At 69.2% G+C, this 24752-nt stretch carries 22 protein-coding genes, 1 tRNA gene and 1 other RNA gene; 14 read left to right on the top strand and 10 right to left on the bottom strand.

The window, feature by feature from the left end:
* Window positions 1-19 precede the first annotated feature (19 nt).
* Together ACN9MP_RS13785 and ACN9MP_RS13780 are read right to left on the bottom strand one after the other, a co-directional pair.
* Complete coding sequence (locus ACN9MP_RS13785; protein WP_141885348.1) at window positions 20-223, bottom strand: cold-shock protein; 204 nt, start codon at window positions 221-223, stop codon at window positions 20-22.
* A gap of 514 nt (window positions 224-737) precedes the next feature.
* Entirely contained in the window at window positions 738-1424 is a 687-nt protein-coding gene (locus ACN9MP_RS13780) for a dihydrofolate reductase family protein (protein ID WP_426321042.1), read from the bottom strand.
* Window positions 1425-1541: 117 nt separating this feature from the next.
* Between ACN9MP_RS13780 and ACN9MP_RS13775 the strand changes: the two genes are divergently transcribed.
* Complete coding sequence (locus ACN9MP_RS13775; protein ID WP_426321040.1) at window positions 1542-2570, top strand: magnesium and cobalt transport protein CorA; 1029 nt, start codon at window positions 1542-1544, stop codon at window positions 2568-2570.
* Window positions 2571-2643: 73 nt separating this feature from the next.
* Here ACN9MP_RS13775 and ACN9MP_RS13770 read toward each other — a convergent pair whose 3' ends face one another.
* Complete coding sequence (locus tag ACN9MP_RS13770; RefSeq protein ID WP_426321038.1) at window positions 2644-3822, bottom strand: MFS transporter; 1179 nt, start codon at window positions 3820-3822, stop codon at window positions 2644-2646.
* A gap of 685 nt (window positions 3823-4507) precedes the next feature.
* Here ACN9MP_RS13770 and ACN9MP_RS13765 point away from each other — a divergent pair.
* Window positions 4508-5155: a polysaccharide deacetylase family protein gene (locus ACN9MP_RS13765; protein ID WP_426321035.1), complete on the top strand. Its 648-nt coding sequence runs from the start codon at window positions 4508-4510 to the stop codon at window positions 5153-5155.
* Between the two features lie 89 nt (window positions 5156-5244).
* On the opposite strand, the gene ACN9MP_RS13760 is transcribed toward ACN9MP_RS13765, so the two are convergent.
* From ACN9MP_RS13760 to ACN9MP_RS13750, 3 genes are read right to left on the bottom strand one after another with little or no spacing between them, the layout of a single operon-like run.
* Window positions 5245-6396 (bottom strand): MFS transporter, encoded by a 1152-nt coding sequence (locus ACN9MP_RS13760; RefSeq protein WP_426321033.1) that lies wholly within the window; start codon window positions 6394-6396, stop codon window positions 5245-5247.
* Window positions 6396-7085 carry an aquaporin gene (locus ACN9MP_RS13755; protein ID WP_426321031.1) on the bottom strand — a complete coding sequence of 230 codons (690 nt, stop codon included), beginning with the start codon at window positions 7083-7085 and terminating at the stop codon, window positions 6396-6398. Before ACN9MP_RS13755 ends, ACN9MP_RS13760 begins: the two co-directional genes overlap by 1 nt.
* Window positions 7082-7432, bottom strand: a complete 351-nt coding sequence (locus ACN9MP_RS13750) for a metalloregulator ArsR/SmtB family transcription factor (RefSeq protein WP_426321029.1) — start codon at window positions 7430-7432, stop codon at window positions 7082-7084. The genes ACN9MP_RS13755 and ACN9MP_RS13750 overlap by 4 nt, the downstream gene beginning before the upstream one ends.
* Window positions 7433-7520: 88 nt before the next feature.
* Here ACN9MP_RS13750 and ACN9MP_RS13745 point away from each other — a divergent pair, with 88 nt between their 5' ends.
* The 7 genes from ACN9MP_RS13745 (at window position 7521) to ACN9MP_RS13715 (ending at window position 12744) form a co-directional block, all read left to right on the top strand.
* Window positions 7521-8834 carry an FAD-dependent oxidoreductase gene (locus ACN9MP_RS13745; protein WP_426321027.1) on the top strand — a complete coding sequence of 438 codons (1314 nt, stop codon included), beginning with the start codon at window positions 7521-7523 and terminating at the stop codon, window positions 8832-8834.
* Window positions 8834-9367: a GNAT family N-acetyltransferase gene (locus ACN9MP_RS13740; RefSeq protein WP_426321025.1), complete on the top strand. Its 534-nt coding sequence runs from the start codon at window positions 8834-8836 to the stop codon at window positions 9365-9367. Before ACN9MP_RS13745 ends, ACN9MP_RS13740 begins: the two co-directional genes overlap by 1 nt.
* A 10-nt stretch (window positions 9368-9377) precedes the next feature.
* Window positions 9378-10271, top strand: a complete 894-nt coding sequence (locus ACN9MP_RS13735; protein WP_426321023.1) for a metalloregulator ArsR/SmtB family transcription factor — start codon at window positions 9378-9380, stop codon at window positions 10269-10271.
* A gap of 28 nt (window positions 10272-10299) precedes the next feature.
* Window positions 10300-10737, top strand: coding sequence for an arsenate reductase ArsC (locus tag ACN9MP_RS13730; RefSeq protein WP_426321021.1), 438 nt, complete (start codon window positions 10300-10302; stop codon window positions 10735-10737).
* Window positions 10734-11381 carry a three-helix bundle dimerization domain-containing protein gene (locus tag ACN9MP_RS13725; protein WP_426321019.1) on the top strand — a complete coding sequence of 216 codons (648 nt, stop codon included), beginning with the start codon at window positions 10734-10736 and terminating at the stop codon, window positions 11379-11381. Before ACN9MP_RS13730 ends, ACN9MP_RS13725 begins: the two co-directional genes overlap by 4 nt.
* 220 nt (window positions 11382-11601) lie before the next feature.
* Window positions 11602-12042 carry a DUF6153 family protein gene (locus ACN9MP_RS13720; protein WP_426321017.1) on the top strand — a complete coding sequence of 147 codons (441 nt, stop codon included), beginning with the start codon at window positions 11602-11604 and terminating at the stop codon, window positions 12040-12042.
* 99 nt (window positions 12043-12141) lie between these two features.
* Entirely contained in the window at window positions 12142-12744 is a 603-nt protein-coding gene (locus tag ACN9MP_RS13715; RefSeq protein WP_426321015.1) for a DUF305 domain-containing protein, read from the top strand.
* A 59-nt stretch (window positions 12745-12803) separates the two neighbouring features.
* On the opposite strand, the gene ACN9MP_RS13710 is transcribed toward ACN9MP_RS13715, so the two are convergent.
* From ACN9MP_RS13710 to ACN9MP_RS13695, 4 genes are all read right to left on the bottom strand, one after another.
* Window positions 12804-12888, bottom strand: a tRNA-Ser gene (locus ACN9MP_RS13710).
* Window positions 12889-12929: 41 nt separating this feature from the next.
* On the bottom strand, window positions 12930-15209 hold the full coding sequence (locus ACN9MP_RS13705) for a transglutaminase TgpA family protein (RefSeq protein ID WP_426321013.1): 2280 nt from the start codon (window positions 15207-15209) through the stop codon (window positions 12930-12932).
* The gene (locus ACN9MP_RS13700) at window positions 15196-16455 is read right to left on the bottom strand and encodes a DUF58 domain-containing protein (RefSeq protein ID WP_426321011.1); all 1260 of its coding nucleotides are present in this window, start codon (window positions 16453-16455) and stop codon (window positions 15196-15198) included. Before ACN9MP_RS13700 ends, ACN9MP_RS13705 begins: the two co-directional genes overlap by 14 nt.
* 7 nt (window positions 16456-16462) lie before the next feature.
* Window positions 16463-17488, bottom strand: a complete 1026-nt coding sequence (locus ACN9MP_RS13695; protein WP_426321009.1) for an AAA family ATPase — start codon at window positions 17486-17488, stop codon at window positions 16463-16465.
* 194 nt (window positions 17489-17682) lie between these two features.
* On the opposite strand from ACN9MP_RS13695, the gene ffs reads away from it, so the two are divergent.
* From ffs to ACN9MP_RS13670, 5 genes are all read left to right on the top strand, one after another.
* An RNA gene (ffs, locus tag ACN9MP_RS13690) (signal recognition particle sRNA small type) lies at window positions 17683-17779 on the top strand.
* Window positions 17780-17840: 61 nt separating this feature from the next.
* Window positions 17841-19985, top strand: a complete 2145-nt coding sequence (gene pta, locus ACN9MP_RS13685; protein WP_426321007.1) for a phosphate acetyltransferase — start codon at window positions 17841-17843, stop codon at window positions 19983-19985.
* 4 nt (window positions 19986-19989) lie between these two features.
* The gene (locus ACN9MP_RS13680) at window positions 19990-21243 is read left to right on the top strand and encodes an acetate/propionate family kinase (RefSeq protein WP_426321005.1); all 1254 of its coding nucleotides are present in this window, start codon (window positions 19990-19992) and stop codon (window positions 21241-21243) included.
* A gap of 104 nt (window positions 21244-21347) precedes the next feature.
* A complete protein-coding gene (locus ACN9MP_RS13675; RefSeq protein WP_426321003.1) occupies window positions 21348-22079 on the top strand; it encodes an HAD family hydrolase in 732 nt (243 codons plus the stop codon).
* Entirely contained in the window at window positions 22076-24601 is a 2526-nt protein-coding gene (locus ACN9MP_RS13670) for a glycoside hydrolase family 65 protein (RefSeq protein ID WP_426321001.1), read from the top strand. The genes ACN9MP_RS13675 and ACN9MP_RS13670 overlap by 4 nt, the downstream gene beginning before the upstream one ends.
* Window positions 24602-24752 lie beyond the last annotated feature (151 nt).

Genomic DNA, 24752 nt, shown 5'->3' with positions numbered 1-24752 from the left:
GAGATGCGACGGATCCCTATCAGAGCGGGCGGATGTTCGCGGCCTGCATGCCCTTCGGCCCGCGCTCCGCGTCGAACTCGACCTTCTGGTCTTCACGGAGTTCCTTGAAGCCGTCGCCGGCGATTGCGCTGAAGTGCGCGAAGAGATCGGCCGAGCCGTCGTCGGGTGCGATGAACCCGTAGCCCTTCTCGGAGTTGAACCATTTCACGGTGCCAGTGGCCATCGTGTCTTTCCTTCTGTTTTTCGGGCCGCCGGGGCGGCCAGGGGTGCCACGCCGACGAATGCGGTGTGGGCGCTGGTGGGGCGCGGAGCGCGCGAGAGTGAGGGCGGTCGATGCGACGGATGCCGCCACCGCCGCCCGGGCATCCTCGGCGCTGCCGTGCACGCCGAGGTCGGTTCCCTGCGCGCTGTGGGCGCGTGCTCCGTCGGAGGTCACGTCGACGAATCCGGCGTACTCGCCGGAGGCCGTCGCGACGAACACGTCGTCGTCGGCCTGGCGCCAGTCGAGCGCCGCCGCGGCGGAGAGGGAGAACATGAGGGTGGGTCCAAGCTTGCGGCGATGGGGAGGCATCGGCCGCGGTGGTGAGCGGTGATCAGATACCGCTTCTTACGGAATCGGCGTGCGTCGGGGATCTGCTTCTCCACGTCGAGGCAGAGGGAAGAGACGCGTGGGTCCCGGTCAGGGAACAGTCCACCATACCAGATCGGCGGCCCGAGGCGGACCGCCTCACCCCACGTCACGACGCGGACGATCGCCGCGGACGGGAGAACACGACGTGGATCGTGCCGCTCTCCGAGACCTCGGTCGCCACGTCGTGCGTCTGTTCGAGACCCCGGAGGTCGTCCCACACCGCGCTGCCGCGGGCGAGCACGATGGGTGCGATCGCGACGTGGAGGTCGTCTACGAGGCCCGCGCGCAGAAACTCCTGCGCCGTACGGATGCCTCCTCCGACCCGGACGTCGAGGCCACCGGCGGCCTCGGCCGCCTCGTCGAGCACGTCCGTGATCGCGCCGCTGCGGAAGTGGAACACCGTGCCGCCCTCCATCGGGATCGACGGCCGTGGTGCGGTGTGCGTGAGTACATAGACGGGGCCGCCGAAGGGCGGGCGGTCGCCCCACCATCCCTTCCAGTCCGGATCGTCGGGAAAGGCGTGCAGACCGAACATCGCCGCACCCATGATCTCGGCCCCCACCCCGGTGAAGAACGCGGCGGCGTAGGCGTCGTCGATGCCCGTAATCCCCGCTCCGCTCAGGTCGCCGAACACCTTCTCGCGAAAGGTGCGGGTGGCGGCGTATGCCGCCGTCAGCGGACCCCAGTCCTCGCCCATGGGATTGTCCGACGCTGGGTCGGATGCGGCCGTGTACCCGTCGAGCGATGCGAACAGGTCGACGCGGACGCGGGTGGTTTCGGATTGGTGAGGCACATGCCCGACTATCCGCAGATCGAGGTGATCAGTCAACTGCCGCGGTACTCCCAGGGAAGCCGGCGGGCGATTCGGCGGGCTCTGCCGACAGCGGTCGACGGGTGGAAGACTGACGGCGTGACGCTGATTGATGACGCGATCTACGTCGAAGGTCGTCGGGTGGCGACTCCGGCCAGCCTCACCGGCACACTCGAAGCACTCGACCAGCTCGGTGGCTTCGCATGGATCGGTCTGTACCGTCCGGATGAGCGTGAGCTCGGCATCGCCGCGGCGGAGTTCGGGCTGCACGAACTCGCAGTCGAAGATGCTTTGACGGGCCATCAGCGGGCGAAGCTGGACCGCTACGCCGACACCAGATTCGTGGTGCTCCGCCCCGCCCGTTACATCGACGAGCACGAGACCGTGGAGTTCGGCGAGGTGCATCTGTTCGTCGGCGCGAATTTCGTGATCGCGATCCGCCATGCCGAATCACCCGATCTGCGCCGCGTGCGGGCCCGACTGGAAAGCACGCCCGACCTGCTCGAGCGCGGCCCCCTCGGCGTGCTGTACGCGATCGTCGACCAGGTCGTGGACGAGTACGAACCCGTGGTGACCGGGCTGCAAGCCGACATCGACGAGATCGAGTTTCAGCTGTTCTCAGGGGATCGTGCGGTGACGAAACGGATCTACGACCTCTCCGGCGAGGTCATGGAATTGCAGCGCGCGATTCGACCGCTGACGACCATCCTGACGACGCTGCGTCATGACCTCGAGTCGGAGTTGCGTGAAGACCCACATGCGCTGGAGCTGCGGCGCTCCTTCCGCGACGTGCTTGACCACGTCCTGAGCATCACCGAGAAGACGGACGAATTCCGGCAGACGCTCTCGAACGCGCTGATGACGCACACGACACTGGTCGCGCAGCAGCAGAACGATGAGATGCGGCTGCTCACCGAGACCAGCCTGCGCCAGACCGAGCAGGCGAAGAAGATCGCCGGATGGGCGGCCATCATCTTCGCGCCGTCCCTCGTCGCCGGCGTCTACGGTATGAACTTCACCGTCATGCCATGGCTGTCTTCTCCGTGGGGTTTCGTCATCGCCATCCTCATCATGGTGGGCTTCGGTGCCGCCCTGTACGTCGTATTCCGCTTCCGCGGATGGCTCTGACCGAAGAGCCGACGAGGCAATGCGCAAGCGTCAGACGGTCTTCGCACCCGGTCGTCGTCTTCGGAGGCAGTCGTCAGCTGCTTTCGCCTGATCGCTCGCCGAGGGTCATCCACCCGACAGCACCGGACGCCAGGGTGACGCCGGCGAGCACCAGGAGCGCTGCGGGAAGGGTCCATGCGGTCGCGACCGCACCGACCAGGAGCGGGCCGCCGGCATCTCCGAGTTCCCGGCCGAGCTCGGCGTTGCCCATCGTGCGGCCCATACGCTCATCGGGCGTGGCCGCGGCCAGATGCGCGAATGCCAGAGGGGTGACGGTGCCGACCATGGCGCCGTAGGCGACCGCGGCGGCGAACAGCGTGAGCACCGAGGGAGCGACTGCGAGACCCACTGTTGCGGCCGCCGAGACGACCAGCCCTGCCCCCGCGCCGAGGCGGGTGGTGATGCGCCCGGTGTCTCGCAGGCGTCCGACGAGGGGCTGGAGCGCCGTCGAGACGAGCGCGAGAAGGGCGACCGCCGCCGCGCCGGTCAGCGGGTGCAGTTCGAGGCGAGTGGCGAACAGCGGGAGGAATCCGACCGCGACGCCGAGCACGGCGGTGCTGGTCGCCAGCAGCAGGGTCGGCACGAGGAAGCTGCGCTCGGTGGTCTGACGTACCAGATCGAGAAGCGTGTATCGCGGGCGGGGCACCACCGGGAGCGCCGGCATGGCGAGCAGCACCCAGATCGCCGCTGCCGCACCGAGGGCGCCGAGCGCGACATAGACGGCCTGGATGCCGAGCGTGTACGCGAGGGCGACGCCGATGAGCGGGCCGATCACGTAGCCGAGGCTCTTCCAGGCGCCGTAGCGGCCGAAATAGCGCCCCAGTCGCTCTCTGCCGGCCAGCCGCGCGACGGCGGCCGACGACGCCGGTGAGAACGCCGAGGCCGCGGCACCCTGACCCAGCCGGGCGAGTGCGAGCACCAGCGGGGTGGGGCTGATGAGGGCGACGAGGGATGCTGCGACGAAACCGAGAAGCCCGCCGACGATGACGGGCTTGGCGCCGATCCGGTCGCTCAGCGCACCGAAGATCGGCTTGAGGAACACCTCAGCGACGTCGTAGAGAGCGAGCACCGCACCGAGGCCGAGGAGGGACAGCCCGATGTCCTCCGATTCGGATCCGAGGACGCTGGCGACGCCGTGGGCGCCGAACGCCGTGGTGAAGCCCGCCAGGTACAGCGGCGCCAGACTGCTACGTCGAAGGTCGGTGCTCGGCACGCCTCTGACCGTACCCTTTGGTGGTTCCCGGTTCGCCGCTGGCGGGACGTCGCCGGACGAAGCCCAGCACGATCGAGTGGATGCTCCGTCGCCCCGGGGAGTCTTGAGCCGCCACTCGCTCCTCAACGATGTCGCATGGCGGACAGTGGCGAAGGATGGGGATTGGAACTCTCATCTTCGCGAGGGCGAATGGGGCGCTTTGCGGACGGGCTTCATCCAGAGCAGGCGATGCTCTGGCGGCCTGGTGTCCGGCGCGCTGATCGTGCATACCTCGAGGTGGGCCCAGCGGCTCTATCCTCGGGCTAGACACCGTCCGCGGCGGGCTTGGTCGCGGCTTCACGATGGCGCGCTGCGAGGGGAGTGCCGAGGTATGACATACGCACGCTCACCCTCGGCGCATCGCAGACCGCCCACCGCTGCACCGGCTTCGTTCCCGAACGTGGTGACTGACTCTCGGCTATCCCGACGGGGACTGCTCATGGCGGGACTCGGAGTCAGCGCGTTCGGAATCGCGGGTTGTGCGCCGGAAAGGACAGCGGTCGCCGGTCCGTCGTCCGCACCGACGGCCGGCTCAGCACCCACCCCCACGCCGGCACCGACCCGCACACCCACGCCTACCCCCACACCCACGCCTACCCCCACACCCACGCCTTCCCCCACACCGACCCCGACGTGGTCGCCGCCGGTGCTGGCGAAAGTGCCGGCACCGACGGGACCCATCGATCACCTGCCGATCGACGGGCCGTACCTGGCCTGGACCGCCGACGACGGAGCGAGCCCTGCAGTCATCACGGCGTACGCCGAGTTCGTGCGCCGGGTTCCCACCATCCGTCTCACGCTGTTCGTCACCGGTTTCTACGACGCGTGGACGCAATGCGCACCGGTGCTGCGGCCCCTCGTCGACGAGGGACGCATCCAGCTCGCCAACCACACCTGGAACCATCCCGACCTGACCAGCCTCTCCGACGGCGATATCGTCGCCGAGCTCCAGCGCACCCACGATTTCATCTGGAACACCTACGCTGTCGACGCACGTCCGTTCTTCCGTCCCCCGTACGGATACCGGAACAGCCGCGTCGACCGGGCGGCCTCGAGCATCGGGTACTCCGTCACCACGATGTGGTACGGGTCGCTCGCCGACTCCAGCTACTTGCCCCCCGAAGAGATCGTTCGCCTGGGCAACGAGTGGTTCACCGCGGGGCGGATCGTCATCGCACACCTCAACCACGATCCGATCATCGGCGTCATGGACCAGCTGGCCGGGATCGTCCAGTCGAGGAGCCTGATCCCCGTCACGCTGAACGACGTGTTCTCGAGCAGCGTGCACCCGTGATCGGCGACGCGCCGCCAGATGATCTGCGAAATGGGCTGGTCGCCGTGGAACGGGGAAAAAGCCTGCGGCTCACCATGGATGGGAGGACATCATCGCCGCATCACGAGCATCCCGCCCAGTGCGCACATCGCCGCCATCGCGTACGCCATTGATGCGTACGACCCCAGGACTCCGACCAGCAGTGCGGCGACTCCCGGCGCCAGTGCGGTGAGCGCGGCGACCGGCGCTGCCAGAACGCCGTTGAGTCTGCCGTAGGAGGTCGCGCCCCATCGGTCGGCGACGGCCGACGCTTGGACCAGCGTGAGAGCTCCGCGGATCGCGCCAGCGAGAACTCCGGCGACGAAGATCCCTGCCGAGCCTGACGCGAGCCCGAAGGCGGTCAGCGCGGCTGCACCGAGTGCGCCGACCGATGCGGGCGCGAGCCAGGGCGCCGCTGTGTGAGGGATCGCCAGGTACAGGAGGCGGCCGAGCACTTGGCCTGCGCCGATGAGTCCGAGCACCCACGCCGCGACCTGCAGGTCCAACCCCTTTTCAACCGACGCGGGGACCGCGGACAGCGTGACCGCGTAGAGCGAGAAGGACATGAGGGCGAACGAGCCGGCGACGATCCAGAAGCGAGCGGTCCGCAGCACTCGCCGCGCTTCGCCGTTGCCGACTGCCCGAGCGTCGAGGTGAGCCCAGCGACTCTCGATGGTGAGCGCGTACGTGGGAAGCGCCGTGACGATCAGGATGGCGGCGAGCACGACGAAGGCCGTCCTCCAGCCGACGGCGAGCACGAGCCAACCCGTGAGTGGCGCGAAAATGGTCGACGCGAGGCCACCCGCAAGCGTCACCAGTGTCAATGGACCCCGTCGCTCAGAGCGGTAGCGATGAGTGATCACAGTGAACGCCGCCTGGTAGAGCACCGCGGATTGAGCTGCGCCGCACACGATCCACGCTGCGACGAAGATCCAGATCGTCGGCGAGGCTGCAGCGGCCAGCAGGGCGACGGTTGCGACGACCACCCCGATCACCATGACGCGTCGCGGATGCCGGTCCAACCAATGCCCAACGGGGATTGCGCACACCGCCGAGGTCAGCAGTCCCAAGGTGATGGCGACGAAGACGGCACCGTCGTCCCAGCCGGTGTCGTTCGCGATCGCGGGTGCGGCCACCAGCACGGCGTAGTACAGCACGCCCCACGCGACGATCTGCGCGAACGCGAGAGCAGCCAAGCGCACGCCGCGCGAAGATCCTGCCATCAGCCTCGTGAGACGGCGGGCTCGGCCACCGTGACGGGGAAAAGAACCCGGACCGCCGCGTAGCCGATGGCTGCGCCGACGAGCTGCGCTCCGATGAACGGAAGCACAGACGCGGGGGCGATGCCGGCGAACGTGTCGCTGAACATGCGGCCGATCGTGATCGCTGGGTTCGCGAAACTCGTCGACGATGTGAAGAAGTACGCCGCCCCGATGTAGGCACCAACGGCTGGTGCGGCAAGGTGTGAGCGGCCGGTTCGGACGAGGGCGAAGATCAGCAGGACGAGTCCGGCGGTCGCCACCACCTCGGAGAGCAGCAGCGGCCAGGCAGAGCGATCGGTGGTGCTCCACGCGACTGCCGGCACGTCGAACATGAGGTTGGCGAGGATCGCTCCTGCGATGCATCCGAGCACCTGCGCGGGCAGATATACCGCCGAGGTCGACCACGTCCGCCGGTGCAACGTGATGTCGATGAGCGTGACCACAGGGTTGAAATGGGATCCCGACACGGTCGCGAAGACGAGGATCAGCACGCCGAGGCCGAGTGCCGTGGCGAACGCGTTCTCGAACAGCTGCAGCCCGACGTCGGTGGGGGAGAGGCGCTGCGCGGCGATGCCGGACCCGATGACGACAGCGGCGAGTCCCGCGCTGCCGAGGAACTCACCGGCAGCGGCGCGAACGGTGTGCGTCACGAGGCGACGAGGAGCTGCGAGACGCGGTCGAGCGCGCCGGGCACGAGCTTGAAGTAGGCCCACGTGCCGCGCTTGCTGCGGGTGAGGAACCCGGCCGTGGTGAGAATCTTCAAGTGGTGCGACACCGTGGGCTGACTGAGTCCGACGGGCTCGATCAGGTCGCAGACGCACGCCTCGGAGTCCTCTGACGCAGCGACGATCGACAGCAGTCGGAGCCGCGTCGGATCGGCGAGAGCCTTCATCGTCCCGGCGAGCTGCTCGGCCTCTTCGGCAGTGAGCGGCTCGCGCACCAGTGGAGTGCAGCACACGCCGGCAGTGATGTCGGTCACGTCAAGCATCGTGGTCATGCATCGAGGATAGTCGATATTGACAGATGTCGATACGTTGGTTCAGAATCGAGGCATCGAAGTTCATCGATATCCGTTGGAGGACCTTGTGACCCTGCTAGACCTCACCCCCCGAGTCGCTGAAGAGAGCCCGCTGTCGACGCTGCCCGTCGCGATCATCGGGGCCGGTCCGATCGGCCTCGCAGCGGCTGCCAACCTGTTCGAGCGAGGCATCGACTTCGTCGTCTTCGAAGCGGGTGATGAGATCGCGGCGAGCGTCCGATCCTGGGGTCACACCCGCCTGTTCTCCCCGTGGAAGCATCTCGTCGACCCGGCCTCTCGCCGCCTCCTCGAAGCGCACGGCTGGGAGCTGCCCGACTCAGAGCGCGCACCTTCGGGGACGGAGCTGGTCGAAAAGTACATCGCTCCGCTGGCTGCCCTAGACGAGATCGCCCCGCATATCCGCACTGGCGTAGAAGTGATCGGCGTCACCCGGGAAGGGATGGACCGGACCCGCACCGCCCGCCGCGCCGCCACTCCCTTCGCGGTACGGATCCGGACGGCGAACGGCGACGTGAAGGACCTCGCGGCGCGCGCCGTGATCGACGCATCCGGCACGTACACGTCTCCGAACTCGCTGTCGTCGAGTGGGTTGGAGCTGCTGGGGATGGCGGACATCGCTGACCGTGTCACCCTGGCGCTTCCCGATGTGCTCGGCACGGACCGTGCAGAGTTTGCCGGTCGGCGGGTCACAGTAGTCGGCGCCGGGCACTCCGCCGCCAATACCCTGCTAGCACTGGTTCAGCTCGCCCGCGAGGAGCCCGGCACCACGGTGACCTGGCTGATCCGCAACGCCAAGGCGGTGCGGGTCTCGTCCTCACCGGACGATGAGCTGATCGGTCGCGCAAATCTCGGCAGCCGGGTCGACCGAGCCGTGGAACGTGGCGACGTCGCGCTCGTCGATGGCTTCGAGATCATCCGTGCCCGCCGCGCGAGTGACGTGGTCGAGCTGGTCGGCCACCGCCACGGAGAGGTGGTCACCCACGAGACCGACGTCGTTGTGAACGCCACGGGCTTCCGACCGAACCTCGACATCCTCCGTGAGATCCGCCTCGAGCTGGACGAGATCGTCGAAGCGCCCAAGCGCCTCGCGCCGCTGATCGACCCGAACGTGCACTCCTGCGGAACCGTCGAGCCTCACGGTTTCCGCGAACTGACCCACCCGGAGCAAGGCTTCTTCATCGTCGGCATGAAGTCTTATGGACGCGCGCCGACATTCCTGCTCGCGACCGGATACGAGCAGGTGCGTTCGGTGACTGCCTGGCTCGCCGGTGACACCGCATCCGCGTCGAGCGTCGAACTCGTGCTTCCCGCGACGGGGGTGTGCTCCACCGATGCAGGCAACGGCGGTGGCTGCTGCTGATGGCGGAAATGCGCGAGATGACGCCGGCCGATTGGCCGGCGGTCGAGGAGATCTACGCACAAGGCATCGCGGACGGGGAGGCCACCTTTGAAGTCGCCACCCCGACCTGGCAGGCGTTCGATGCGGGGAAGCTGCCCAGGCTGCGGTTCGTCGCTGTCGACGCGGGCGGCGCCCTCGTCGGCTGGATCGCCGCGTCCCCGGTGTCCTCCCGCCCGGCGTACCGCGGCGTCGTCGAACACTCGGTGTATATCGATCGCAGTGCTCGGGGACAAGGCATCGGCCGCCGCCTGCTGGACGTGTTCATCGACGCTGCCGAGGACGCGGGGATCTGGACGATCCAGTCGAGCATCTTCCCGGAGAACGCCGCGAGCCTCAGGCTCCATGAGGCCGCAGGGTTCCGTGTCGTGGGGCGGCGCGAACGCATCGCACGATCGGGGACCGGCCCGCAGGCCGGCTGCTGGCGCGACACCCTCCTGATCGAGCGTCGCAGCGCCGTGGACGGCGACGGAGCAGCCGACGAGGTTCGTCGATAGACTTCCGTCTATGAATCCTGCGGTGAGCATCACCTCATTGGGGGATCCGACGCGTATGCGCATACTCCGACTGATCCGTGACTCGCATGATGGGCGAGCCCTGGTCGGGGCGCTGGCGAAGTCCCTGGAGCTGCGGCAACCGACGGTCAGTCACCACATGAAGGCGCTGCACGACGACGGCATCGTCGTGCGCGAGCCGGACGGGCGCCGCGTCTGGTACTCGATCGCCCCTGTCCATGCCGATCTTGTCGACTCGATCCTCGGTGGCGCTGCGCCCGCGGACGAGCCCGATCTGGCGCGCATCGCGGATGACCTTTCCGTGCGCTTCCACGGCGTGTTCAGCCGCGAGACCGTCCGCGCGATGGTCCTGGACAGTCACCAGCTTCTGGCCGGTCACTCGCAGTCTCCGATGCTGGCCAGTCGCACGGCGACGTTCGCCGCGACGCGGCTGGAGGCGCTCCAACGTGATGACTTACCCACCGCGACCGTGCCCACCGTGCTCTTCGTCTGTGTGCAGAACGCCGGTCGCTCTCAGATCGCCGCGGGAATCCTCCGACAGCTCGCCGGTGACAGAGTCGCGGTGCGAACGGCCGGCTCGCAGCCGGTCGGTGATGTGCGCCAGAGCATCGTCACCGCACTCGACGAGATCGGCGTCTCGCTGGGAGGCGAGTTCCCGAAGCCGCTCACCGACGAAGCCGTCCGCGCGGCCGACGTCGTCGTCACGATGGGCTGCGGCGACGCATGCCCGGTCTACCCCGGCCGCCGCTACCTGGACTGGGAACTCGAGGACCCGGTCGGCAAGTCACCTGAGCAAGTTCGTGCGATCAGGGACGACATCGAAGGGCGCGTCCGCAGGCTGCTCGATGAGCTGTTCCCCGAAAGTTCATCTGCACCGACTCGATAAATAGATAGATCACGGTCTATGCTTTCCGATGAGAGAAAGCGAGACCGCCTTGAGCGACAAGCCCACCGTCCTGTTCGTCTGCGTCCACAACGCCGGCCGTTCCCAGATGGCCGCCGGGTACCTTCGTGCGCTCGGAGGCAGCGACGTCGAGGTGCTCTCCGCGGGGTCCGCGCCCAAAGACATCATCAACCCCGTGGCGGTCGAGGCGATGGCCGAGGAAGGCATCTACATCGCCGGCAACACCCCGAAGGTGCTGACCGTCGACGCCGTCAAGGAATCCGACGTCGTCATCACGATGGGCTGCGGCGACGCCTGCCCGATCTTCCCGGGCAAGCGCTACGAGGATTGGGAGCTCGACGATCCCGCCGGTCAGGGGATCGAAGCCGTGCGACCGATCCGGGATGAGATCCGCGGTCGGGTGGAGGCGCTGCTGGCGGAGATTCTTCCCACGCGTGGTGCGGCATGATCGCGGCGACCGGGCAGGATGCCCTGCTGTCGCCCGATTCGGTGCTGCATCGCGCGGCGGAACGCCTCGCCATCCAGTTCTCGGGAATGGTGAACGAGGAGACGGTCGAGCGTGTCGTCTTCGAGTCGTATACCGCTCTGGCTCGGACGGCGGCTGTCAGGACTCACCTGCCCAGCCTCGCGGAGAAGTTCGCCCGGGATCGACTGACCGCACTCGCCCAGTCGAAGGGGCTGATCGCCAAGCGCGTCCCCGAGATCCTGTTCGTGTGCGTCCGGAACTCGGGCCGCTCGCAAATGGCCGCGGCGCTGACTCGCCGTCTCGCGGGGGAGCGAGTACACGTGCGGTCGGCCGGCTCGCAACCCGGGGAGCGCATCCTGCCCGAAGTCGCGCTCGCCCTCGCCGAGCTCGATCTCGATGTCACCGAGGAGTTCCCGAAGCCGCTGACCGACGACGTCGTTCGGGCCGCGGACGCGGTCGTCACGATGGGCTGCGGCGACGCCTGCCCGCTATACCCGGGCAAGCGGTACCTGGATTGGCAACTCGACGACCCTGCCGAACTCGATCTGGATGGCGTGCGCCGTGTGCGAGACGATATCCGCGATCGCGTGGAGCAGCTCTTGGGAGAACTCATCCGGGGCTCATAGGTGAGGAGCCGGGCGGGTCGCGTTCCCTCACTCCCCGAGAAGATTGTTGATACCCTGCGGGGGTATGAGAGTCGTGCTGCCGATGTCGGAGGGATCCTGATGTCCGTGTCCACGACCGTGGTCGACCTCAACGCCCAGCTGCTGCGCCGGCTGGACCTGAGGCCGGACGCGGTTATCGGCCGCTGAGCCGGCCGGCGTACCGTGGAAGCGGGGAGATGTCATGTCGCTGATCGCGTTGAAGGGTCGACTGTGTGGCGGCCAGTCCACGGCCCGTCGGCTGCTGCTGCTGATCGCGTTCACCGGTGCCGTCATCATCGGCCTGCTCGCGATGCACTCCCTGAACAGCCACACCGCCGCAGGCACCAGCCACCACCACTATGCCGACGCGGCAGTCGTCTCGGCGGTCGACATGGGCCACGACCACTCCGACGCGGCGGATGACAGCGCGCAGTGCGCGGACTGCGGCACCGACCACTCGAGCATGCTGGCCATGACGTGCGTGCTCGCACTTCTGGCAGTGGCGCTGCTCCTCGTGTGCCCGCAGCTCAGGCATCGCTGGCTGTCGACGATGCCCGGTCGCCAGCCGGTCGTACCGGCATCCGGGATCAGGGCGAGCGCGCGACCACCGTCTCTCAGCGCTCTCTGCATCAGTCGCACGTGAACCCGGTGGAGCCCGGCATCGCCGGCTCCACCTCCGCGCACGCCCGGAGTCACCTGGCCTGGGCGCACCTTTCACGTACCCCTGATATGGAGAAACCTGATGAAGATTCGCACCATGGCGGCCGCCGCGCTCGCCCTCGCCGCCGTCCTCACCCTCGCCGGATGCGCCAGCACTGGCGGTCCCGGTCCTGACATCATGCCCGGCATGGATCACGGCAGCGGCGCGACGTCGTCGGAAGCCGCCGCAGACTTCAACAACGCGGACGTGATGTTCGGGATGATGATGATCCCGCACCACGAGCAGGCCATCGGTATGGCCGACACGATCCTGGCCAAGGACGACATCGACGAGCAGGTCGTGACCCTCGCCGAGGGCATCAAGGCCGCCCAGCACCCCGAGATCGACCAGATGGAGAGTTGGCTGGACGAGTGGGGCGCCGACATGCCGGACATGGACGGCATGGGCCACGGCGGCGGCATGATGAGCGACGACGACATGACAGCGCTGCAAGACGCCACCGGGGCCGAGGCTTCACGGCTGTTCCTCGAACAGATGATCACGCACCACGAGGGCGCCATCGAGATGGCGCAGGACGAGGTCGACGACGGGCAGAACGCCGACATGGTCGAGCTGGCGCAGAACATCATCGAGTCGCAGACAGCCGAGATCGCCACCATGCAGGAACTGCTCGCGCAGCTCTGACGAACCGGTGAGGGGCGCCCCTTCCGGGCGCCTCTCACCCCGACGAGGCAGAACAGGAGCGGAGGATGGGGGATTCGAACCCCCGAGGGCTTGCACCCAACACGCTTTCCAAGCGTGCGCCATAGGCCACTAGGCGAATCCTCCAGGAGGCCCCGGAGGGCCGCCGACAATCCTACCCTGCTCCGCTACCCGCCCCGAACCGGAGCGGTCCCCGCGTAGACGCTCCCCGGGCGGATCACCAGCGAACGCGGGGCGACGCGGGCCAGAATCCGCCGCGACGGCGGCACCGACCCCAGCAGCGCGACCCGCACCGCGGCTGCGGCGTCGGCGGCAGCATCCCCCATCCAGTACGAGCGCGTGCCGGCACGCGAGTAGCTGGCGCGTTCGATCGCCAGCAGCAGCGTGTTCATCTCGGATGCCGGCGCGCCGTGCTCCTCGATGAGCCGACGCGCGAACGCCCGGGGTGTCTCACTGGCGGGGGCGGCGATGCCGACATCGATGGCCGCCTCCTGAACGGACTGCCAGGCCGCTGCCGCGTCGCCGCCGCGCGCCGCGGCGTCCTGCTGACGACGACGCAGCTCGCGGATGAGGAACGGGAGGGCGAGCACCACGAGCACGGCGGCCACCACGCCCACCAGAGGCACGGGGTCGAGGCCCGTCGCGGAAGCCGCATCGCCGCCATTGGCTTGCTGCTGCTGGGAACCGGGCTGAGCCGCGTCGCCCAGCGCCGTGGGGGTCGCCGACGTCTGCGGGGTCGCGGCATCCGGATTGGTCGTCTGCCCGGTCAGGCTCGAATCCGACGAGAACGAGGTCGGCACGCCGAGTCCCGATGTGGGCTCGAAGGAGATCCAGCCGATGCCGTCGAAGTACACCTCCGGCCACGCATGCAGCTGCGAGCTGTACACCGTGAACACGGGCTGTCCGTCGATGCTGTCACTGGTCGGTGTGCCGGGCAGATACCCCACGACGATGCGGGACGGCATGTGCAGGGTACGGGCCATGAGGGCGAAGGCCGAGGCGAAATGGACGCAGTAACCCTCCCGCACCTCGAGGAACCGGGCGACGGCATCCGCGCCGCTGCCGTCGAATCCCTCCTCGACGGGCGCGTCGAGCGAGTAGCGGAAGTCGCTGCCGCGGAACCACCGCTGCAGCGCGGTCAGGCGGTCGTAATCGGTCGTCGCGCCGGCCGTCACCTGGGCGGCCAGCTCGCCCACGATGGGAGCCAGGTCGGTGGGCAGCTGCGTCGTCTCGTCTCGCACCTGCGCACCCACGGCCGAGGCGGCGCGGATCTGCTCGAGCGTGGGCCGTGCGGGGGCGTAGCCCACCTGGTACGACTGCCCCTGCGTCGAGCCGCTGGTCGAGGCGACCGTGTGGTTGTAGGGCACCGCACCCCAGAGCCCGGCACCCAGGCCCGTGATGCTGACAGCCGGATAGGGGACGGGCGCCCACGGCGAGTCGAGGTTCACCACGTCCACGATCGCGGTGTAGTCGGCGATGCGGACGTCCTCGTCGGCGTCGACCGTGCCGAACGCGCGATCGCTCTCCAGCGAGACGGTCTGCGAGCGATCGGGCTCCCACGTGCCGCCCTCGAACCGCGACAGCGTCGTCGCCCGCAGGTACGGCACCGACGGTGCCGTCGTGCGGATGCGCAGGACCTCGACGTCCTGCGGACGACGGAGGTCATCGCCCAGCTGCAGCGTCGCATCGATGCCCGGCCCCGGCCCGAGGCCCGAACCCGCCCGCGGACCGGGCTGCGGCAGGCCGGGAGTCGCGACCACCGCCACGACGATCGCGATGGCCCCGATGCCGAGCGCGGTGGCGGGGACGCCTGCGGTGCGCTCAGCCTCCTGCTCGACCGGCTTCTCGCGGGACCGCGTCTCGGTCCGCATCAGGAAGAGGATGGTGGCCGCCAGGAACACGAAGCCGATGACGTCGACCTCGCTCGGGGCGGCGATCGCCGGGATCAGCGACACCGCGACGATGCCGACCGAGGCGAGCAGCGGCATCCGCGCGGTCACGACGACGTGGTCGACGATGATCGTGAGCAGGCCCATCGAGCCGACCACCACGAACACGAGGGGCAGGGTGGCCTCGAGCGGCGCCGCGCCGACCGTGATCTGCTGCACGGCGGCCTCGACGAGGACCGGCACCGCGCGCACGGTGTCGACCGTGGGGATCACCCACAGGAGCGCCGTGTCACGCAGGAAGATGAGCGTCATGAAGACGACCCAGACCCCGCCCTCGATCAGGGTCACCGCGACCGCGGGCAGGCGGTAGGTGCGGGCCGCGTAGCCGGCCCCGAGCACCATCGCGGCGAGCACCAGCGCTCCGACCAGCCACCACCCGGGATCGATCACGCGCACCACGGGGAGGATGGCGGCCAGCAGCGCCGCCAGGATCGCGAAGGTCAGCAGGCGCTCGCCGCCCAGCGGGCGGACGATGCGTGCGGTGTCAGCCGAGGACATGGTGCACCCCACGGCCGATCGCGTTCGCCCAGGCCACACCCAGGTCTCGGTCGGCGTCGATGGCGGCGACGTGCCAGCCGTGATCGGCCGCCACGTCGATGGCGTCGCCCACGGGCGCCGCGGTCAGCAGCACCGGAAGCGTGCTGTGGTGGGCGATGGGGGCGAGGGCGACCGCGTCGGGCGGGTCGAGCCGCCCGACGATGACGACGACGGGTCCGGTCGAGATGCCGGCGAACTGGCGGGCAAGGTGGGGCAGGGCATCGTCGCGGCGGGCCGTGAGGGTCGCGAACTGCACGAGCATCGCGTCGACCTCGGTCATGTCGCCGCCGTCGATGCGGTCCACGAGCACGGACCCCTCGGAGTCGAGCACCTCGACGGCGTACCCATCGTGCACGAGCCGTGCCACTGCCGAGACGCACGCCGAGATGCCGGCCTCGAAGCCGGGGTCGGCTCCGGGTGCCCGCAGCGCCTCAGGCGACCAGCGCAGCGCAGCGCGGTCGATGACGACCGAGGCCTCGGGGGTGGACTCCTGCTCCTCCTGCCGCACCATGAGCTCGTCGCGGTGCGCGGTCGCGCGCCAGTGGATGCGGCGCATGGAGTCGCCCGGGGCGTACGGCCGGGCGACCAGGTTGTCGGACCCCTGCCCGAGCTGGTCGGTCGTGGTGTGGAGCATGCCTCCGGTCGCGCCGGCGTAGTCGATGAGCGGCGGCAGGTCGATGACAGCCGGCGCGACGGTGACCGGCGTGCGCTGGCCGAACACGACGGTGCGCCGCGCGAGCCCGAACGGGTCGGAGGTCCGCACGGTGAGCGGGCCGATCGGGTGCACGCCCCGGCGAGCGCCGGTGACGGTGTATATGAGGTCTACGCTGCGGGCGCCGCCGCGCTCACCCCCGCGCAGACCTGAGCCGAGCGCCGGGAATGCGCCGTCGGCCTTGCCGCGGAGCCCTTTGGGCAGCGTGTCGTGCCATTTGCCGGGCGCGGTGGGAAGGGCGGTGCGCACGTCGACGCGCACCGTCACCCTGGCCTCGCTCCCGACGGAGGCGACCTCGGGGACGAGCGAGCGGGTGATGGTGTCGGTCCGGCGGCCCACGTACAGCGACGCGACGCTCGTCGCCACCACCGCCAGCAGCAGGATGCCGAAGTACATCAGCTCGACGACGCCGGCCTCGTTCGCCACGAACAAGCAGGCGATCGCGAGGACCAGGGCCCCGGTGCCCCGGACCGTCAGCGGCCACACGCGTCTCATCCTGCACTCACTGACGTGAGGCGATCGGCACTCGCACGCTCGCCGCGATGCGCTCCAGGATCGTCGAGATGGCGTCCGCGGCGCCGGCGGCGCGCGCACCGCCGGCCACGCGGGTGGGGATCAGGCGGTGCGCGAACACCGGTGCGAGGAGAGCGGTGATGTCATCGGGGATGACGAAGCCACGGCCGTCGAGGGCCGCCCACACCTTGGCAGCGCGCACGAGCTGCAGCGTGGCGCGCGGGCTCGCTCCCAGCCGCAGGTCGCTGTGCGAGCGCGTGGCCTGCGCGAGGGCGACGGCGTAGTCCTCGATCGCGGGAGCCACGTGCACACCCCTGGCCCATGCCACGAGCCCGGCGACCTCCTCGGCCGACACCACCGGGGTGAGCTGGTCGAGCGGGTTCAGGGCGTCGCGCTGCCGCAGCATGAGCGCTTCCGACCGCGGGTCGGGGTAGCCCATCGAGATGCGCATCATGAAGCGGTCGCGCTGGGCCTCGGGGAGGGCGTACGTGCCCTCCATCTCCAGCGGGTTCTGCGTCGCCACGACGAGGAACGGCTCGGGCACGAAATGGGTGCGGCCGTCCACCGTCACCTGGCGCTCCTCCATCGCCTCCAGAAGCGCCGACTGGGTCTTGGGGGAGGAGCGGTTGATCTCGTCGGCGATCACGATGTTCGCGAAGATCGCCCCCGGCTTGAACTCGAACTCGCGCTCGACGGGGTTGAAGACGCTGACGCCGGTGACGTCGCCGGGAAGCAGGTCCGGAGTGAACTGGATGCGGCGGACCGTCGCATCGACCGAAGTGGCCAGCGCCCGCGCGAGCATCGTCTTGCCGACGCCGGGCACGTCCTCGATGAGGAGATGGCCCTCGGCCAGGAGGCACACCAGAGCGCTGCGCACCGCATCGGGCTTGCCGTCGATGACGCTGCCGACCGCCGCCAGGATCGAGTCCGTGACGCGGGCGAATCCGTCCGCGGTCAGCGCCCCGCGCGCCGTGGACTCCCCGGTTGCGGCATCCGTCATCGCGGTATCGACCATCGAGGACTCCTGTTCCCCCCCTCGCACGAGCGGGTCGCGGTGAGGTGGGGGCATCCTCGCCCCCGCGACCGATCCTAATCGCGGCGATAACGGATGGGTATCGGTGGCGCTGAGAGAACCCTGCATGCCGCGACCGCCGCCCGGTAGGCCGTCGGCGGTGTGACATCGCCCCGCGCGGAGCGGGTTAGACTGGACGCAGCTCTCCGCGAGGCGGCATCCAGGCCAACTCCCCCAGGACGGAAACGTAGCAAGGGTAACCAGGCTCTGCCGGGTTCGCGGAGAGTCTTACTTTTCCCGGCCGCCCGGATGGGCACACCTGGCCGGGCATCGCGCCCGCCCATAGGGTGGACGGGTGGCGCAGAGCATCTACATCACGTCGGCAGAAGGCCACTCGGGGAAGTCGACCGTCGCGCTCGGTGTGCTCGACGCGCTGAGCCACGCGACACCGCGCGTGGGGGTTTTCCGGGCGATCGCGCGCTCGACCGTCGAGCGCGATTACGTGCTCGAGATGCTGCTCGACCACGACGGCGTTCATCTGCCGTACGAGGACTGCATCGGCGTCACCTATGACGACGTCCGGCAGGATCCGGATGCTGCGCTCGCGACCATCGTCGAGCGCTACAAGGCGGTTGAGGCCCAGTGCGATGCGGTCGTCGTGCTCGGCAGCGACTTCACCGACGTGGGGAGCCCGGCCGAGCTCGGCTACAACGCCCGGATCGCCGCGAACCTCGGCGCGCCGGTGCTGCTCGTGCTCGGGGGCCGGTCGGCGCGGAACGAGACGCAGCCCGAGGCGCTCGGGTCCTCACCCGCCCGGACTCCCGCCGAGATGGGGCAGATCGCCGACCTCGCGCTGGCGGAACTGGCGCACGGGCGTGCGAAGCTCTTCGCGGTGGTCGCCAATCGCGCGGACCCCACCCGCACCGGCGAGACGCTCGACGCGATCCGCCGGTCGATCCACTCGCATCAGGCCTCCCCGGCGGCGCCCTCCGCGCCGGTGCCCGTCTGGGCCATTCCCGAGGACCGCTACCTCGTCGCCCCCTCGATCCGCGGCATCATGCGGTCGGTCGACGGCGAGCTTCTCGCGGGCGACCCCGAACGGCTGACGCGCGAGGCCCTCTCGGTCGTCGTCGCCGGCATGTCGATGGTCAACGTGCTGCCGAGACTCCTGGAGGGCGCGGTGGTCATCATCGCCGCCGACCGATCGGAGGTGCTGCTGGCGACGCTGCTGGCCAACGCCTCCGGAACGTTCCCGTCGCTCTCGGGCATCGTGCTCAACGGCCCCTTCGAATTGCCGGAGCCCGTCACCCGGCTGCTGGACGGCCTCGGATCGCAGGTGCCCATCATCACGACCGAGCTCGGCACCTACGAGACGGCCGCACGGATCATGGGCACGCGCGGACGCCTCGCCGCCGACTCGCAGCGACGCTACGACACCGCGCTGGCCCTCTTCGAGCAGAGCGTCGACACCGACGAGCTGCTCGTGGCGTTCGGGCTGGCGCGCGCGACCGTCGTCACGCCGCTGATGTTCGAGTTCCAGCTCATCGAAAGGGCGCGGGCCGAGCGCAAGCGCATCGTGCTGCCCGAGGGCGACGACGACCGGGTGCTGCGCGCGGCTGCGACGGTGCTCAAGCGAGGAATCGCCGACCTCGTGATCCTCGGCGAGCCGTTCGAGGTCCGCGCCCGTGCGATCGAGCTCGGCATCGACATCCAGGCCGCCGAGGTGCTGTCACCAGTCGACGCTGTGCACGTGCACAGATTCGCCGAAGAGTACGCGCGGCTGCGCGCGCACAAGGGCGTCACCGTCGGGCAGGCCGCCGACACCGTGACCGATGTCTCGTACTTCGGCACGATGATGGTGCACCTCGGCCTCGCCGACGGCATGGTCTCCGGCGCCGCGCACACGACGGCGCACACGATCCGTCCCGCGTTCGAGATCATCAAGACGAAGCCCGGAGTCTCGGTCGTCTCGAGCGTCTTCCTCATGGCCCTCGCCGACCGTGTGCTCGTCTACGGCGACTGCGCCGTGATCCCCGACCCCACGAGCGAGCAGCTCGCCGACATCGCGATCTCGTCGGCGGCGACCGCCGCGCAGTTCGGGATAGATCCGCGCGTCGCGATGCTGTCGTACTCGACGGGCGAGTCCGGATCGGGTGCCGATGTCGAGAAGGTGAGGGATGCCACCGCCCTCGTCCGCTCGCGGGCGCCGGAGCTGCTCGTGGAGGGGCCGATCCAGTACGACGCGGCCGCCGACGCCGCCGTGGCCGCGGCGAAGATGCCCGGCTCGGAGGTGGCCGGGCGGGCGACGGTGTTCGTCTTCCCCGACCTCAACACCGGCAACAACACATACAAGGCCGTCCAGCGCTCGGCGGGAGCGGTCGCGATCGGACCCGTGCTGCAGGGCCTCAACAAGCCGATCAACGACCTGTCGCGCGGCGCGCTGGTCGACGACATCGTCAACACCATCGCGATCACCGCGATCCAGGCGCAAGGGCAGTGAGCTCATGACACCGGTGCTCGTCATCAACAGCGGCTCGTCGTCGTTCAAGTACCAGCTGATCGACATGGACAGCGAGGCGATCCTCGCGTCGGGGCTGGTCGAGCGGATCGGGGAAGGCCTCGGTGCCGCCGAGCACACCGTGTACGCACGCCCCGAGCCGACCGCGACCGGCGCGGCGGGGGAGCCGAGCGGCATGGCGACCTTCCTCGACGCGAAGCGCACGCGCGAACTGCCCATCCCCGACCACACCGCGGGGTTCGGGGTCATGCTCGATGCCTTCGCGGCAGGCGGCCCGTCGCTCGAGGCGAACCCGCCGATCGCCGTCGGTCACCGCGTCGTGCACGGCGGTGCGCGGTTCTTCGAGCCGACCCTCATCACGCCGCTGGTCGAGATCAACATCGACGAGCTGGGCGTGCTCGCGCCGCTGCACAATCCGGCCAACCTCGCCGGCATCCGGGCGGCGCGACAGGCGTTCCCCGACGTGCCGCACGTCGCGGTGTTCGACACCGCCTTCCATCAGACCCTGGCACCCGCCGCCTACACCTACGCGATCGACGACGCGCTCGCAGCATCCCACCGGATCCGCCGCTACGGGTTCCACGGCACCTCGCACAAGTTCGTCAGCGAGGCCGCCGCGGCCTTCCTCGGCCGCCCGCTCGCAGAGCTGAAGCAGATCGTCTTCCACCTCGGCAACGGAGCGTCGGTCACGGCCGTCGACGGCGGGCGCTCCGTCGACACCTCGATGGGCTTCACGCCGCTCGAGGGCCTTGTGATGGGCACGCGCTCGGGCGACATCGACCCCGCCGTCCTCTTCCACCTCGCCCGCCGCGAGGGCATGACGATCGACGACCTCGACGACCTGCTCAACAAGCGCAGCGGCATGCTGGGGCTCGCCGGGTCGAACGACCTCCGCGACATCCGGGCTGCGGTCGAGCGCGGCGATCCGCGCGCGCAGCTCGCCTTCGAGGTCTACGTGCACCGGCTGCGCTCCTACGCCGGCGCATACCTCGCGCAGCTCGGCGGCGCCGACGTGATCTCGTTCACGGCAGGCGTCGGCGAGAACGCCCCGCTCGTGAGAGCGCGCGCCCTCGAGACCCTCGGGTTCGCGGGCGTGGAGATCGACCGCGCCCGCAACGAGAGCCCCGATCGGGGCATCCGCGTCATCTCGACAGACGCGTCGAAGGTGACGGTGCTGGTCGTCCCGACCGACGAAGAACTCGAGATCGCACGCCAGACGCTGGGTGTCGCCGGGCGCTGAATCGTGTCACGGTGCGGCGGGGCCCCCGCCCGCATTACGCTTGCTGGGCGGCGCGCCCGAGTGCCGACGCACTTCCCCGCATCCGACCGCTCCCCGGAGGTTCCGTGGCACACGAGACCCTGCCCGATCTGGCCGTCTTCGACGCCGTGCTGTTCGACCTGGACGGCGTCCTGACGCCGACCGCAGAAGTCCACATGCACGCGTGGCAGGTGATGTTCGAAGAGCTGTTCGCGGCGTGGGACATCACGCCGCCGTACACCGAGCGCGACTACTTCGACCATCTCGACGGCAAGAAGCGATACGACGGCGTGGCCAGCCTGCTGCGCTCGCGCGATGTCGAGGTGCCGTGGGGCGACCCCTCCGATCCGCCGAGCGCCGACACCGTGTGCGGCATCGGCAATCGCAAGAACGCCGTGTTCGAGCGGGTGCTGCGCGCCGAGGGCATCGCCCCCTATCCCGGATCACTGCGCCTGCTCGACGCGCTCGCGGCGGCCGGCACCCCGGTCGCGGTGGTGTCGAGCTCGAAGAACGCCGAGGAGGTGCTGGCGGCGGCCGGCATCCGTGACCGCTTCGCCGTGGTGATGGACGGCGTCATCGCCGAGCGCGACCACCTCGCTTCCAAGCCGGCACCGGATGTCTTCGTCGAGGCGGCGCGCATGCTGCAGGTGGAGCCTTCCCGCAGCGTCGCGGTGGAGGACGCCATCAGCGGTGTGCAGTCGGCTGCCGCCGGCGGCTTCGGGCTGGTGGTGGGCGTGGACCGCGGCGCCGGCAAGCAGGATCTCGTCGACGCGGGCGCCCACGTCGTGGTCAACGACCTGGAGGAGTTCGTCCGATGATCGATCGCGATCGGTTCCCCGTCGACCCGTGGCAGCTGGTGGAGAGGTCGTTCGACCTCGACGACGCGGGCGTCACCGAGACATTGTTCGCGGTGGGCAACGGCTACCTGGGCATGCGGGGGAATCATCCCGAGGGACGCCATGCAGTGGAGCATGGGACGTTCATCAACGGGTTGCATGAGACGTTCCCGATCCGTCACGCGGAGCAGGCGTACGGTTTCGCCGAGGTGGGCCAGACGATCGTCAACGCGCCGGACGCGAAGGTGATGCGCGTCTACGTCGATGATGAGCCGCTGGCGCTGGATGTGGCGGACGTGCGCGAGTACGAGCGTGTGCTGGACATGCGCGACGGGGTGCTGCGCCGGCACATCCTGTGGGTGACGCCGTCGGGCAAAGAGGTGCGGATCGAGTTCGAGCGGCTGGTGTCGTTTGAGGAGAAGCATCTGGCGGTGATGACGGTCGAGGTCACGGTGCTGAACTCGGACGCGCCGGTGACGGTGAGCTGTCAGATCCTCAACCGGCAGGATGGCGAGGACGTCTACGGTGGCACGCCGAGTGCCCCGAAGCGGGCCGGTTTCGACCCGCGTAAGACGGAGAAGCTGCATGAGCGGGTGCTGCAGCCGCAGGAGTACTGGCAGGACACGCTGCGTTCGGCGTTGTCGTACCGGGTGACGGAGTCCGGGATGACGGTCGCGGTGGTCGCGGATCATCTGGTGGAGACGGCGAACGAGTACAGCGTGCGCACTCTCATCGAGCCCGATATCGCGAAGAACGTCTTCCGGGTGCAGGCGAAGGCGGGTGTGCCGGTCCGGGTGACCAAGCTGGTGAGCTATCACACCTCCCGTGGGGTGCCGGCGCGTGAGCTCGTGGACCGGTGCCGGCGCACGCTGGATCGTGCGCTGGGTGAGGGCGTGGCGGTCATCCGGGCGCGGCAGCGGGAGTGGCTGGACGGGTTCTGGGAGCGGTCGGATGTGCGCATCGGCGGGCACGACGACCTGCAGCAGGCGACCCGCTGGTGCCTGTTCCAGCTCGCGCAGGCCGCGGCGCGCGCCGATGGCCAGGGCGTGCCGGCCAAGGGCGTGACGGGGTCGGGGTACTCGGGCCACTACTTCTGGGACACCGAGATCTATGTGCTGCCGTTCCTGGCGTACACGACGCCGTTGTGGGCCCGTAACGCGCTGCGGATGCGGTACCTCATGCTTCCCGCCGCACGGCGGCGCGCGTTCCAGCTCAACGAGGCCGGGGCGCTGTTCCCGTGGCGCACGATCAACGGTGAGGAGGCGTCCGCCTACTACGCCGCCGGCACCGCGCAGTACCACATCAACGCCGACGTCAGCTTCGCGCTGGCGAAGTACGTGCGAGCCACCGGCGACGACGAGTTCCTCTTCCGCGAGGGTGTCGACATCGCCGTGGAGACCGCGAGGCTGTGGGCGACCCTGGGCTTCTGGCGCTCCAGCGACGGCGTGCTCGACGGGGAGGGTGACACGTTCCACATCCACGGCGTGACCGGGCCGGACGAGTACACCACCGTCGTCAACGACAACCTGTTCACCAACGTCATGGCGCGGTTCAACCTCCGCTTCGCCGCGCGCACCGTGCGCGAGATGGCCGAGGCCGACGGAGAGGTCTACCGGCAGATGGTCGACCGGCTCGCGCTGGAGCCGGGCGAACCCGAGGCGTGGGAGCGGGCCGCAGAGGCCATGCACATCCCGTTCAGCCCCAGCCTCGGCATCCACCCCCAGGACCACGTCTTCCTCGAACGCGAGATCTGGGACCTGGAGAACACGCCGCCCGACAAGCGACCGCTGCTGCTGCACTTCCACCCGCTGGTGATCTATCGCTACCAGGTGCTCAAACAGGCCGACGTGGTGCTGGCACTGTTCCTGCAGGGCAACCACTTCTCCGACGAAGACAAACTCGCCGACTTCGAGTACTACGACCCGCTCACCACGGGCGATTCGACCCTGTCGGCCGTGGTGCAGGCGATCCTCGCCGCCGAGGTCGGCTACCAGGACCTCGCCCTGGAATACTTCCGCGAGTCGATCTTCGTCGACCTGGGCGACCTGCACCACAACGCCTCCGACGGCGTGCACGTCGCGTCCGCGGGCGGCGTGTGGACCGCACTGGTCTCCGGCTTCGGCGGCATGCGCGACCACTTCGGCGAACTGTCGTTCGACCCCCGCCTGCCCGCCGCGTGGCCGTCCCTCGAGTTCGTGCTCCACTGGCACGGCACCCGCCTGGTGGTCACCGTCACCCGTGATCAGCTCCACGTACGCGCCACCGACGGCGACCCCGTCGGGTTCAGCGTCCGCGGCACCGGCTATGTCGTCGGCGCCGGCGAGGAGGTCGTCGTACCGCTCGACGGCCAAGGCCCCGTCATCCCGGGCCGCCCCTCCCTGCGCGAACTCGGCGACGCCCGCCGCGAAGACGGCTCGCTCCTCTCGGCATCCGTGCCCACGGTCACCTCCGCGATACCGCTCGTCGTCGGCGCCGCCGATGTCGAGCACGGCGCCGACGTCTAGTACTCCCGCGGCGTGCTGAGCTTCTCCGAGAACAGGAGATCTGGCTGGCGCAGGACGATCTGAATCAGAACGTCCTGTCGCCGCCAGATCTCCTGATCTCGTTGTTGAGCCCGCGGGCAGTTGAGCTTCTCCGAGAGGAGTCGTCCTGTCG

Source organism: Microbacterium sp. E-13, from assembly GCF_049912955.1.
Lineage (GTDB): Bacteria > Actinomycetota > Actinomycetes > Actinomycetales > Microbacteriaceae > Microbacterium.
The sequence above is the reverse complement of the archived record's forward strand: the minus strand, read 5'-3'. Positions and strand labels throughout refer to the sequence as shown.

Coding starts and splice junctions, on each gene's coding strand:
- ACN9MP_RS13695 (WP_426321009.1), bottom strand. CDS start 17,488: ATGGTCGATACCGCGATGACGGATGCCGCAACCGGGGAGTCCACGGCG.
- ACN9MP_RS13715 (WP_426321015.1), top strand. CDS start 12,142: ATGAAGATTCGCACCATGGCGGCCGCCGCGCTCGCCCTCGCCGCCGTC.
- ACN9MP_RS13670 (WP_426321001.1), top strand. CDS start 22,076: ATGATCGATCGCGATCGGTTCCCCGTCGACCCGTGGCAGCTGGTGGAG.
- ACN9MP_RS13735 (WP_426321023.1), top strand. CDS start 9,378: ATGAATCCTGCGGTGAGCATCACCTCATTGGGGGATCCGACGCGTATG.
- ACN9MP_RS13760 (WP_426321033.1), bottom strand. CDS start 6,396: ATGGCAGGATCTTCGCGCGGCGTGCGCTTGGCTGCTCTCGCGTTCGCG.
- ACN9MP_RS13705 (WP_426321013.1), bottom strand. CDS start 15,209: ATGTCCTCGGCTGACACCGCACGCATCGTCCGCCCGCTGGGCGGCGAG.
- ACN9MP_RS13750 (WP_426321029.1), bottom strand. CDS start 7,432: ATGACCACGATGCTTGACGTGACCGACATCACTGCCGGCGTGTGCTGC.
- ACN9MP_RS13740 (WP_426321025.1), top strand. CDS start 8,834: ATGGCGGAAATGCGCGAGATGACGCCGGCCGATTGGCCGGCGGTCGAG.
- ACN9MP_RS13700 (WP_426321011.1), bottom strand. CDS start 16,455: ATGAGACGCGTGTGGCCGCTGACGGTCCGGGGCACCGGGGCCCTGGTC.
- ACN9MP_RS13785 (WP_141885348.1), bottom strand. CDS start 223: ATGGCCACTGGCACCGTGAAATGGTTCAACTCCGAGAAGGGCTACGGG.
- ACN9MP_RS13680 (WP_426321005.1), top strand. CDS start 19,990: ATGACACCGGTGCTCGTCATCAACAGCGGCTCGTCGTCGTTCAAGTAC.
- ACN9MP_RS13730 (WP_426321021.1), top strand. CDS start 10,300: ATGAGAGAAAGCGAGACCGCCTTGAGCGACAAGCCCACCGTCCTGTTC.
- ACN9MP_RS13725 (WP_426321019.1), top strand. CDS start 10,734: ATGATCGCGGCGACCGGGCAGGATGCCCTGCTGTCGCCCGATTCGGTG.
- ACN9MP_RS13720 (WP_426321017.1), top strand. CDS start 11,602: ATGTCGCTGATCGCGTTGAAGGGTCGACTGTGTGGCGGCCAGTCCACG.